This window comes from Tenericutes bacterium MZ-XQ (assembly GCA_002838205.1).
In the GTDB taxonomy this organism is placed as follows: domain Bacteria; phylum Bacillota_I; class Bacilli_A; order Acholeplasmatales; family Acholeplasmataceae; genus Mariniplasma.
Genome location: CP017950.1, coordinates 272,437 through 284,543 on the forward strand (window position 1 = coordinate 272,437; position 12,107 = coordinate 284,543).

Below are 12,107 nucleotides of genomic sequence, written 5' to 3' on the forward strand. Positions count from 1 at the left end.
AAACAGTGATTAAAGAAGATTTAATCAAAATGAAGGGGGACCCTTTAGGACTTCATGTACCTTTAGATGATGAGCCTAAAGAAAGTCTTAAAGTTGACGAAAAGATAAAGAGTAAAGATGAGATTGTTGTTGAAAGATATAATCCAGATGTCACATTAGGTTTAACACTAGAAGAAGTTGAACTTAGACAAATGGCAGGTCTTGCAAATATTAGTGACACTGGTAGTTCGAAAAGTATCCCAACCATTATCACGTCAAACATCGTTACATTCTTTAACTTTTTAAACTTTGGTATTGCTGGATGGTTAATATCAGTAGGCGCGAGTGTCACAAATATTCTATTTATGGGCGTTATTACTGCAAATATTACCATCGGTATTATTCAAGAGATTAGAGCTAAAAAAACTATTGATAAACTATCATTATTATCGGCTCCAACAGCTATCGTTATTAGAGATAGCGATGATGTAGAAATTGGTGTATCTGATGTAGTGATTGACGATATCTTATTCTTGAGTTCTGGAAAGCAAATTCCTGCAGATGCAGTGGTTAGAGATGGAACTTTAGAAGTTAATGAATCGTTATTGACAGGTGAGTCTGATCCGATCATTAAACATAAAGGTGATACCCTTTATTCTGGATCTTATGTCATCTCAGGTTCATGCCATGCTCAAGTCACTGCAGTTGGTAAAGATATTTATATTCAAAAATTAACTTCACAAGCTAAAAAATATAAAAAACCAGAATCTGATTTATTAGGATCACTTAAGATTATTATTCGTACAGTTGGTGCATTAATACTACCTTTAGCAGCAACACTATTCTATCTTATGTGGTCTCAAGTCGATTGGACACCTGGCATTACATTTGCTGAACAAATTACAAGCGTTGAGTATCAACAAATTGTTATTAAGACCGCAGGAGCAATGATTGGAATGATTCCTTCTGGATTATTCCTGTTAACATCTATGGCTTTGGCTGTTGGTGTTATTAGACTTGCACAAAACAACACACTTGTTCAAGAACTATACTGTATTGAAATGCTTGCTAGAGTTGACACATTATGTCTTGATAAAACAGGAACCATCACTGATGGTACGATGACAGTTAAAAGTATTATTGAGTATAAAAATGATACTGGACTTACACTTAAAAACGTTGTATCAGCAATGATCAATGCTCAAAATGATACAAACTTAACAACTGAAGCATTAAAAGAGCGCTTTGGAACTGCAAAACGTTATCGATTTAAAGATTTAATTCCATTTTCAAGTTCTAGAAAATATAGTGCAGTACAGTTTGATCGCTATGGAACGTTTGCGATAGGTGCACCTGAGTTTGTTGTCAAAGAACAATTTAGTCAAATTGCTTCAGATGTTGACAAGCAATCAGGTGAAGGATATCGTGTATTAGTTGTTGCACATAGCCAAGAAGACATTGCTGATCATAAAATACCAGCTAAAATGAAACCTATAGCACTGATTATGATTGAAGATACCATTAGACCAGATGCAATTGAAACGATTGAATACTTTAGATCTCATAACGTAGATGTTAAAGTAATCTCTGGTGATAATCCACAAACAGTATCACGTATATCACAAAGAGCAAATATAGAAAATGCAGATAAGTTTATTTCATTAGAAGGCATGCACGACAAAGAAGTCGTTAGAGCTGCCGCAAGATATACAGTCTTTGGACGTGTATCTCCACATCAAAAGAAATTACTGATCGAATCTCTTAAAAATAACGGCCGTACGGTTGCGATGACTGGTGATGGCGTTAATGACATCTTAGCCTTAAAAGAAGCGGATACCTCAATTGCGATGGCATCTGGTAGTGAAGCAGCTAGAAACGTTTCTCACCTTGTGTTACTAGATTCAAATTTCTCATCTATGCCTAAGGTTGTTAGTGAAGGTAGACGAGTGATTAATAACGTTCAAAGGGTATCAACATTATTCTTAACAAAAACGATATTTTCGTTCTTGCTTGCTATTGTAGCAATCGTAAGATCTGGCTATTATCCAATTAGTCCATCACAACTTGTGTTAATCGATTATTTGGTTATTGGTATTCCATCATTTTTCTTAGCATTAGAACCTAATAACAAACAGGTTAAAGGTAAGTTCCTAGCTAATATTATCAAAGCGGCTTTACCTGGAGCACTTGTTGTTATGATCAATAGTTTAATTATATTTGGATTTGAACATGCACTCAACATGGATACAATCGTCATGTCAACATTGATTGTTATCTCAGCTACAGTAACTTCATTAACTGTGTTGTACCGAGTTTCAACACCATTTAATAAGATGAGAAGAACTCTATTCTTCTTAATGGTCAGCATTTTCTTATTCCTAGTCTTGTTAACACCACACTTCTTTGATTTCGCACCATTCTTTAAACAAGATATTATGTTTGCTGCACCGCTAACTGTTCCACAGATACTATTACTCATTGTATTAGCACAAGCAACATTCCCAATGATGTATGTGTTAACGAATATGTATGGTTGGGTAAAAACATTCGTAAAGACAATTATAAACAAATTAGCAGATATGCAATAAAAAAAGGCGCATTTTGCGCCTTTTCATTCCCGTTTTTTTCAAAGATTTAACGGCTTAATAAATCTTTTCAAATCATAATAACCCTGGAGGGATATCAAGATGATTGTATATGGAAAAAATGTAATTAAAGAAGCTGTTTTTTCTTCAAGACCAATTTTCAATCTTTATATTGATCAAAAATTTAGTGACTATAAGTTTTTAACATTTTTGGAGGATAAAGGTATTAGATACGAGAAAGTATCTAAGGAAAAATTATCCTCGCTTGCTGGAAGTACTGTTCACCAAGGCATTGTCGCAAATGTTAAAGATTATGAGACATACGAACTTAAACCTATTTTAGATCAAAGCCAAAGACAAAAATTTATCATTTTAGATGGTATTGAAGATCCTCATAATTTAGGCGCAATCATGAGAACAGCAGAAGCAACCAATCTTACAGGTATTATTATGAGTAAAAAAGGGCAAGTGCCTTTGAATCAGACTGTTGCAAAAGTTTCATCAGGTGCGATTGAACACGTTAAAGTCATTTTAGTTTCTAATATCAATCAAGCCATCGAGATCTTAAAACAGCACCGTGTATTAGTTGTCGGAACTGATGGAAATACTAACCAAACCTATGATGACATACCAAAAGATCAATCGATTGCTGTTGTTATGGGTAATGAAGGTTCGGGTATGAGACCGCTTGTTAAAAAACATTGTGATTTACTCGTGAAAATTCCAATGTATGGGAAAATCAATTCATTAAACGTTAGTGTTGCAGCCGCACTGATGATGTATAAGATTCTATAGATTTATGTACTACAAAATCATGAACGATTATGAGCTTGTTTATTTAATTAAAACACAAGCTGACACAATCGCTTTTGATTTCCTCTATCAAAAATATCAAAAATTCATTTGGAAGTGTGTTCATTTGATGCATATCGATCAAAAAGAGCACGATGATTTTTTCCAAGAAGGGATTCAAATGCTTTATAAAGCAGCACTGACCTTTGATGAATCTAAAAACAAAACTTTCACTCGATATTTTGAATTAATTTTAAAAAGACATTTTTATCAAATGATTTCAAAACTTCCAAAGTATCAATTATACGAAGACTCTAATTTTATGGAATGTTTTTCATATCATGAATCAACATCACACGATGAAATGATTGATTTATGCTCTGATTTTGAAAAAGAAATCTTTCAGTATTATTTTATCGAAAAACAAGCTGTAAAAAGAATATCAAAACAAATGTCATGTGAACCAAAAAAAATATATAATGCAATTTTTCGTATCAAAGAAAAATATAAAAATATGATATAATAAATAATAGTGTTGACTAAGTCATTTATAAGTGTTAAAATACACTTGCTATAAATGACCACAAGGAGTGGTTTTTTAATGCGTGAAAAGATTATATTAGTGTGCTCTGAATGCTTGAGCAGAAATTACACATCGACAAAAAATAAACAAACACAAAAAGAGCGAATTGAAATCAAAAAGTTTTGTCCAAGATGTAATAAGCATACACTACATAAAGAAAGTAAATAGGAGGCTTATATGGCAATCAAACAAAAAAATGAAGAACAAAAAAGTAAATTAATAGAAGTTCTAACTACAGAATATAAATGGGAGAATTTGTTATTAGGTGTACTCGCAATCATTTCAGCTGCTTTAGCATTAATGATTATTAGTGGTAATACTTTGTTACAAATTAGAGAAGGTTTCCCTATTTTAGGTGAAGGCAATAACGGCCTAATCTTTGCATGGGTATTATTCGTCATTTCATTATTTGGTTTAGCACTTGTTATTTACCCATTCTTTATACCAGCATTACCAGAACTTAAAAAAATTACATGGGCAAGATGGCCTAAGTTCTTAGATAATGCAACTAGAGTTTTAATTTTCTTATTCATATTAACTGGCGTTATTCTTCTATATAATATCTTAATCATCCGCTTATTAGGTGGGATTCTATGAGTCAAAAGGTCAGATGGTATATTATTCAAACCTATTCAGGGTATGAGAATGCTGTCAAACTTGACTTAGAAAGACGTGTAGAAAGTATGGGTATGAGCGATTATATCTTTAGAATCGTTGTACCTGAAGAAACAGTTATAGAAAAGAAAGCTGACGGTAAGGAAAAAGAAAAAGTAAGACAACTTTTTCCAGGATATGTATTTGTTGAAATGATTGTTACTGACGAATCATGGTTCGTTGTAAGAAACACGCCACGTGTTACAGGGTTTTTAGGTTCATCAGGTGGAGGTACAAAACCAGTACCACTTCAACCAGATGAAATTAACCAAATCCTACTTAAGGTTGGTATTATTCAAAAACCAACATATGATCATTTAATTGGTAAAAAAGTTGAAATTATCGCAGGTGCATATATTGGCCTTAAAGGTGAAGTTGAATCTGTAGATAACGATCAAGAAAAAGTGGTAGTAGATATCGATTTATTTGGTAGAGCAACTCCAACTGAACTTGACGCAAACGAAGTTAAAGAACTATAAAAAAAAGCCGAAAGGCTTTTTTATTTTTCTCTTAATAGGAAATTCTATTTTCAAATCTAAAAATCAAAATAGACAAAAACCCCACAGTTATGTGGGTGAGTAAGATATAAGTCAAAACAATTATCTAAAAACCTTTAAGGTTTGTTTATGATAAACATCAAGTGGTACAGAAGATTCTTTCCCACAGTTTTCACAGTATATTTTAGGATAATCAGAAATAGATTCATCCCAAATTTCTAGTAAGATATCATATTCCTCAACATGTTCAGTGCCACAAACAAGACATTTAAAACGAACGAATTCATCAAAGATATCTTTATTCATAAAATCGTGGATATCAACAGGTGGTCCAAAGTAAAAGCCGTTTTGAAGGGCATAGCGATAGTCTTCTAAGCGAAGTTTTTTCTCTTCATCAGAAATTTTCAATTTGATGGTATTAAAATATTTTGGCATAGGTTTAACCTCCGGGGTCTCTTAGTAAAGAATAATCTAGATTAAGTTTCATGATGTGGCCACATGAACATAAGATGGGATGATACTTATAAATTGATTTTAGCATATGTATCCAATTTGAGCGAGAACGTTTGAGTTTAATAGAAGCATTTGAAAGTAGTTTTTTGAAAGTAGCGACCGATTTCTTTGATTTATTTGCATAGAAACCAAAATAGCGAATGGTGTGAAAGTGCTCATCTGGAATGTGAACGATGAGTTTGGCAATAAACCTAAAGACATGTTCAGTGATGGTTTGTCTACCAAGAAATGAAGGATCATCTTCTGATTTATCATCATCTTCATGAGGATCATAGGTCCAAGTGATCATATGGGTAGAAGTATCGAGATTCAAAATACGTTCTTCAGAAATTGCAGGACGTGAAGCATAACGTGTGATATAATCAGAAACTTTTTTCGCAGCATTCAGAAAACCATAATCTTTAAGTTTTGGACCATGTGCATAAAAGCCTTTCTTATATTTTGAGATGAGAGAAGATCTCAAACGATTGAAGCGGTTATAGATGTCCTTACTCGCGTGGACCTTTAAGTAATTTGAGATATTTCTAAGTAAAGCAAGTTGGAAGTAAAGTCTAAGTTTTTCAAAATGAAAGTAAGAAAACTTTCGCAAGTTTTGATTGAGATCGAGCGTTCTTTCAGCAACCAAAACGTGAATATGAGGATTAAACTTAAGATCACGCCCAAAGGTATGAAGAAAAGCAATGAGACCAAGTCTACGATCTTCTTTAACTGCAATCTTTGATGAAAAGACAAGTGCTTGAAGCGCTTCATTAACAGATGAGAAAAAGACATCAAAAAGCCCCCGATAAATTCTAAAGTAATCTCTAAGTTCTCTAGCGATAGAAAAGACGAAGTGACGGTGAGGGACATCTAAAAGTTTTGATTGAACAGCAATCGTTCTTTTCTCACGATAGTTCTGGTTACAAGAAACACAAAATCTAGAATGACAAGATAAACCTTGGAGATGAAAGTTATCACAAGAAGGACACTCGAAAAAAAGATGTCCTTTAGATAAATTTTTACAGTCAATCATTTTTTCAACATTAGAAATGATGGCAGGTCTTAGTCTATCGATAAACAAAGGTTTAAATATGGGCCAGTATGTTTGAAAGATGGATTGAATGGTTAGTTTTGGCTTTCGATAGGCTTTCAAATTTGAAAGTTTATTCAGTTCATTTTCATAGACATCCTTACCCTGCATCGCAGCGAAGGCTAAGAGATCTCTAAACTTATATTTGAGTAAGATAGGGTCCATGATTCTATTATAAAAAGAAAGATAAAAAAAGAAAAGGCGATTTTATCGCCCTGAGTGAATTTATTCACTTTTGTTCGTAATTATATCGATAGAATGACCTAAAGGGTCTTTAAGATGATTGATGTCCAGCATTTTTCCCTTCAATTTTAGAGATAATCTTTCAAATGCCACTTTAGGTAAATATAAGCTATAAGATTGTAATCCGGGCTCATGTTCAGCTCTTAATCTAGCCTGTCTTAACCATGTATTGAGCCCTAGATGATGGTGATATCCGTTATCAGAGATGAATAATGCTGAGTTCATAAACAGTTGAGTTTCAGTAAATCCTAGAAGATCTACATAAAAACTTCTAGCTTCATCTATGGATGGTACATAAAAATGAAGATGTCCAATAATTGTATGAGTGTCAATGGTTTCTATAGTGGATTCATCTTTATGGTTCATAATATCATCTAATGGATATCCTTTAGTATACATTTGAAGACTTCCATCTATTCTTGGCCATAAAGTCTCATCTTTATCGATATAGATTTCTATACCGTTACCATCTGGATCATCAAGATAAATTGCTACGCTGACCCCGTGATCAGTCAAGCTTGATGCTTGATATTGATGCATAAACAATCTATTTAAAAGATTAGCGAATGCTTTTTTTGATGGAAGTAGAAACGCAACATGATACAGACCATAAACATCCATTGTCTTTTTAACGTGTGGATCTTCGATTAATGTGACTAAATCGTTTTGACCTGCATAAAGTTCAGCTTTGTTGTCTTTGATGTGATAAGAGAATCCTAGAACTTCATGATAAAAATGAAGTGATTGTTTTAAATTGTTAACAACCAATGATATATGTTTAAAGTGCATTGATTGATGATTGTGATAATTTTTCATATAACATACCTACTTTCATTTAAAAGTTTATCATGGAAGATAAAGTAAATATTGTGATTTACTCAAATACTTAAAAAAATAAAAAAATTTAAGCAAAATACCTTTTCTTTTTAAAAATATTTGTTATAATATCGAAGTGAGATGGAGGTAATATTATGAAAATAGAAATTTGGTCAGACTTTGCTTGTCCTTTCTGTTATATCGGAAAAACAAGATTTGAGCAAGCACTAGAAAAATTTGAACACAAAAATGATGTAGAGGTTATTTATAAGGCTTATCAACTGAATCCTTATGCGCCTAAAACAATGGATAAAACAGCTTATGAGGCGTTTGCTAAAGGTCATAACATGACTGTTAGCCAAGCCAAAGACAGATTTAAAATGTTTGAACAAAACGCGAAATCAGTTGGGCTAACTTATAATTACGATATCATTCAAATGACAAATACATTTGATGCACATCGTTTAGCTAAGTATGCAAATACCAAAACTTTAGAAGAAAAACTAACTTCTAGATTAATGAAAGCTTATTTTACTGATGGTAAGAACTTAAGTGATATAGATACTTTAGTTGAACTAGCATCAGAAGTTGGTTTAGATGAAAAAGAATCAAGAAAAATTCTTGAAGAGAATACTTATGCAGATGAAGTTAATGCACAAATCACAGAAGCCAGACAAGTGGGCGTCCAAGGCGTTCCATTCTTTGTAATCAATCGAAAATATGGCGTGTCAGGTGCGCAACAAACTGAATACTTCTTACAAGCTTTAAATCAAATATGGCTTGAAGATAATCCAGTAAAAACACTTGGTGGGCAAGATGATGATCAATCATGTGGAGATGAAGGATGTAGTTTCTAAACTGCGTCCTTTTTTATATTTTTATTTCGTGCTATAATATCTTTAAGAAAGAAGGGATATCTTGAGATTTTTAGGTAATATTATATGGTTTATTTTTGGAGGATTTATCGCGAGTATTTTATGGGTTATATTAGGTATTTTATTAGCGATAACGATTATCGGTATTCCGTTTGCAAGACAATGTTTTAAATTTGCAGAACTTGTTCTAACACCTTTTGGAAAAGATGCAGAACTTAATATAGATAAACACCCGATTGCTAATATATTGTGGGCAGTCATTATTGGTTGGGAAATGGCAATTGGATATGTAACGATTGCAGCATTTTTTGCAATCACAATTATTGGTATTCCGTTTGCTTTACAATGGATTAAACTGGCTAAATTAGCACTCTTTCCATTTGGGGCAAGAATTAAATAATTAAAGTAAGTTTTTTGTTGACTTTTACCCCACTTAATGATAGAATTATATCGCGTGTGAAAACACACCATAGTGGAAGAATGAAATTCATACCACATACTTATGTAAAGAAGGAGGTTGTGTCTCATGGCAAAAAAAGTTGTAAAAGTAGTTAAATTACAAATTCCAGCAGGAAAAGCTAACCCAGCTCCACCAGTCGGTCCAGCACTTGGTCAAGCACAAGTTAACATTCCAGCATTTTGTTCACAATTTAACGAAGCAACCAAAGATTCAATGGGATTTGTTGTTCCAGTTGTGATTTCAGTTTACGATGATCGTACATTCACATTTGTTACAAAAACCCCACCTGCAAGCGACTTATTAAAGAAAGCTGCAAACATTAAATCTGGATCAGGTAACGCTAAGAAAGATAAAGTTGCAACAATCACAAAAGCTCAAGTCAAAGAAATTGCAGAAAAGAAGATGCCTGACTTAAATGCGTACACTGTAGAAGCAGCAATGAAAATTATTGAAGGTACTGCACGCAATATGGGTATCGTAGTAGTAGATTAAAAATTTAGATGATTAGCTATCTAAATTGTGGGAGGATATCCCGCTAGACCACATTTTAGGAGGAAGAATATGAAAAGAGGAAAGAAATACCTAGAAGCAGCAAAGCTTATTGACAAAACTCAAAAGTATGATGTTAACGAAGCTGTTGAGTTAGTCAAGAAAACCTCATTTGTTAAGTTTGACGCTACTGTAGAAGCAGCATTCCGCTTAAATCTTGATCCAAGAAAAGCTGAACAAAACTTAAGAGGCGCTATTGTATTACCTCATGGTACAGGTAAAGTTTCCAGAGTTGTTGTAATTGCACAAGGTGAAAAAGCTAAAGAAGCTGAAGCAGCTGGTGCAGATCATGTCGGTGATGCTGAATTAATTCAAAAAATCGCTGGTGGATGGTTTGACTTTGATGTCATGGTTGCCACTCCAGATATGATGGCTCAACTTGGTAAACTTGGTCGTATCTTAGGACCTAAAGGCTTAATGCCAAACCCTAAGACAGGAACTGTTACTATGGATGTGACTAAAGCTGTGAATGAAATCAAAAATGGTAAGATTGAGTACCGTGTTGACAAAGTTGGAAACATTCATGCACCAATTGGTCGTATATCATTTGATAACGAAAAATTAGTTGAAAACTTCAAAACTTTATACAACACACTTGCTAGAATCAAACCAGCAACGGTTAAAGGTGTTTACATGAAGAATATCACAATTACTTCAAGTATGGCACCTGGTGTTAAAGTTTCAGTAGATTCTTTAAAATAACACTAAAGTATTAAACAATTAAATGATGCCAAAGACAGTAGGGGTCAAAAGACTTAATATCCTACCGAGGTGAGATTATACATTTACTCTCTCTTTTGTCTTTTGGCATTTGAGAGATTTTATTTTATAAAAGGAGGCATTTCATGCAAAAAGCAAGTATTGAACGTAAAGCAGAAGCCGTACGCGAGTTAACAGACAAGCTAGGGCGCGCTGCAACAGTTGTTGCTTTTGATTATCCAGGATTAACAGTGGAACAATTCACTAAGTTACGTGGACAATTAAGAGAAGCAAACTGTGAAGTTACTGTTTACAAAAACAACATTACTAGAAGAGCATCGATTGCTGCTGGATACGAAGCATTAGCTGACACTTTTGTTGGACCTAAAGCTTTAGCAATCAGCTATGATGATGTTGTTGCTCCTGCAAAAATTGTTTACGATTTCGCTAAAGATAACAAAGTTGTTAAAATGGCGTCAGGTATCGTAGAAGGTAAATTTGCAGACTTAGATATGTTAAATGAATTAGCTACATTGCCATCAAGAGAAACGATGTTAACAATGTTAGCAGTTGGTATGTTAACCCCAATTAGAGAATTAGCAATTGGTCTTAACATGATAAGCGAAGAAGCATAAGAAAAAATAGGAGGAAATTAAAAAATGGCTAAATTAACAAAAGCAGCTTTTATTGAAGCTTTAAAAGAAATGACATTATTAGAAATCAAAGAATTAGTAGATGGTTTAAAAGAAGAATTCGGTATTGACCCAACTGCAGTAGCAGCAGCTCCAGCAGCAGGTGCAGGTGCAGCAGCTGTTGAAGAACAAACAGAATTTGATGTAATCCTTAAGAACTTTGGAACAAACAAGATCGCAGTGATCAAAGTTGTACGTGAAGTTACAGGTTTAGGATTAGCAGATGCTAAGAAATTAACTGAAACTGCAGACGCAGTGATCAAAGAAAAGATCAAGAAAGAAGACGCAGAAGCATTAAAGACTCAATTACAAGATGCTGGTGCAACTGTTGAAGTTAAATAATTTCTAAAAAAGTGAAAAGTAACCTGAGAATAGTTCTCGGGTTTTTTCGCTGTTTCAGGGGGTCTCATGAGTCACTATTTTAAAGAAGATAATCAACTAGAACATGACATTAGAAAAAAAGATTTTTATATCAATAACATCAAACTTGTTATGCTAACTGATCGAGGTGTATTTAGTAAAGAACATCTAGATTTTGGAACGCATGTTTTACTCAAAAATATTGAAGTCACAAATGATATGAAAAACATCGTTGATATGGGCTGTGGATATGGACCTATCGGTTTATATCTCGCAAAAGCTCATGCTGATAAAAATATCTATATGTATGATGTTAATGAAAGAGCGATTGATCTTGCAAAAGAAAACAAAAAACTCAATCAAATTTCTAATGCTCAAATAATGGTAAGTAATCTATTCGACAATTGTGACATTACCGCAGACTTGATAGTAACAAATCCACCCATTCGTGCAGGCAAACAAACCGTGTTCAAACTTTATGAACAAGCATATGAACATTTAAACGATGGTGGGCATTTTTATTGCGTTATACAAAAGAAACAAGGTGCTCCGTCAACATATAAGAAATTGCTTGATCTATTTTCTAACTGCGAAGTTCTAGAAAAAGAAAAAGGGTATTGGATTCTTTTATCGATTAAGCAATAATTTTGATTGACTATTTACAAAATATATGATAATATATTTAAATGCATAATATTGTTTTTTTGTATGTAAAAACAATGAAAATACGTGATTTCCAAA

Annotated in this window: 15 protein-coding genes; 12 read left to right on the plus strand and 3 right to left on the minus strand. The window is 33.4% G+C overall.

Features of this window, described 5'->3' with window-relative positions; all coding sequences use genetic code 11:
• Positions 1-122: 122 nt before the first annotated feature.
• The 5 genes from BK011_01430 (at position 123) to BK011_01450 (ending at position 5,072) form a co-directional block, all read left to right on the plus strand.
• On the plus strand, positions 123-2,567 hold the full coding sequence (locus BK011_01430) for a hypothetical protein (protein ID AUD66111.1): 2,445 nt from the start codon (positions 123-125) through the stop codon (positions 2,565-2,567).
• 99 nt (positions 2,568-2,666) lie between these two features.
• Complete coding sequence (locus BK011_01435; protein AUD64401.1) at positions 2,667-3,359, plus strand: 23S rRNA (guanosine(2251)-2'-O)-methyltransferase RlmB; 693 nt, start codon at positions 2,667-2,669, stop codon at positions 3,357-3,359.
• A gap of 4 nt (positions 3,360-3,363) precedes the next feature.
• Positions 3,364-3,879 carry a hypothetical protein gene (locus BK011_01440; GenBank protein AUD64402.1) on the plus strand — a complete coding sequence of 172 codons (516 nt, stop codon included), beginning with the start codon at positions 3,364-3,366 and terminating at the stop codon, positions 3,877-3,879.
• 237 nt (positions 3,880-4,116) lie between these two features.
• Positions 4,117-4,536 (plus strand): hypothetical protein, encoded by a 420-nt coding sequence (locus BK011_01445; protein AUD64403.1) that lies wholly within the window; start codon positions 4,117-4,119, stop codon positions 4,534-4,536.
• On the plus strand, positions 4,533-5,072 hold the full coding sequence (locus BK011_01450; protein ID AUD64404.1) for a transcription termination/antitermination protein NusG: 540 nt from the start codon (positions 4,533-4,535) through the stop codon (positions 5,070-5,072). Before BK011_01445 ends, BK011_01450 begins: the two co-directional genes overlap by 4 nt.
• 120 nt (positions 5,073-5,192) lie before the next feature.
• Here the strand turns inward: BK011_01450 and BK011_01455 are convergent, their stop codons facing one another.
• The 3 genes from BK011_01455 to BK011_01465 are packed head-to-tail and all read right to left on the minus strand — an operon-like array spanning position 5,193 to position 7,731.
• Complete coding sequence (locus BK011_01455; GenBank protein AUD64405.1) at positions 5,193-5,525, minus strand: hypothetical protein; 333 nt, start codon at positions 5,523-5,525, stop codon at positions 5,193-5,195.
• Positions 5,526-5,529: 4 nt separating this feature from the next.
• Positions 5,530-6,837, minus strand: coding sequence for a hypothetical protein (locus tag BK011_01460; protein AUD64406.1), 1,308 nt, complete (start codon positions 6,835-6,837; stop codon positions 5,530-5,532).
• Positions 6,838-6,897: 60 nt separating this feature from the next.
• Positions 6,898-7,731, minus strand: a complete 834-nt coding sequence (locus BK011_01465; GenBank protein AUD64407.1) for a hypothetical protein — start codon at positions 7,729-7,731, stop codon at positions 6,898-6,900.
• Positions 7,732-7,886: 155 nt separating this feature from the next.
• Between BK011_01465 and BK011_01470 the strand changes: the two genes are divergently transcribed.
• From BK011_01470 to BK011_01500, 7 genes are all read left to right on the plus strand, one after another.
• On the plus strand, positions 7,887-8,588 hold the full coding sequence (locus BK011_01470; protein AUD64408.1) for a hypothetical protein: 702 nt from the start codon (positions 7,887-7,889) through the stop codon (positions 8,586-8,588).
• 61 nt (positions 8,589-8,649) lie between these two features.
• The gene (locus BK011_01475) at positions 8,650-9,006 is read left to right on the plus strand and encodes a hypothetical protein (GenBank protein ID AUD64409.1); all 357 of its coding nucleotides are present in this window, start codon (positions 8,650-8,652) and stop codon (positions 9,004-9,006) included.
• Positions 9,007-9,132: 126 nt separating this feature from the next.
• Positions 9,133-9,558, plus strand: coding sequence for a 50S ribosomal protein L11 (locus BK011_01480; GenBank protein ID AUD64410.1), 426 nt, complete (start codon positions 9,133-9,135; stop codon positions 9,556-9,558).
• A 69-nt stretch (positions 9,559-9,627) separates the two neighbouring features.
• Entirely contained in the window at positions 9,628-10,317 is a 690-nt protein-coding gene (locus BK011_01485) for a 50S ribosomal protein L1 (protein ID AUD64411.1), read from the plus strand.
• A 143-nt stretch (positions 10,318-10,460) separates the two neighbouring features.
• On the plus strand, positions 10,461-10,949 hold the full coding sequence (locus tag BK011_01490; protein AUD64412.1) for a 50S ribosomal protein L10: 489 nt from the start codon (positions 10,461-10,463) through the stop codon (positions 10,947-10,949).
• A 24-nt stretch (positions 10,950-10,973) separates the two neighbouring features.
• Entirely contained in the window at positions 10,974-11,348 is a 375-nt protein-coding gene (locus tag BK011_01495; GenBank protein AUD64413.1) for a 50S ribosomal protein L7/L12, read from the plus strand.
• 66 nt (positions 11,349-11,414) lie between these two features.
• Complete coding sequence (locus BK011_01500) at positions 11,415-12,011, plus strand: hypothetical protein (protein AUD64414.1); 597 nt, start codon at positions 11,415-11,417, stop codon at positions 12,009-12,011.
• The last annotated feature ends 96 nt before the right edge of the window (positions 12,012-12,107 follow it).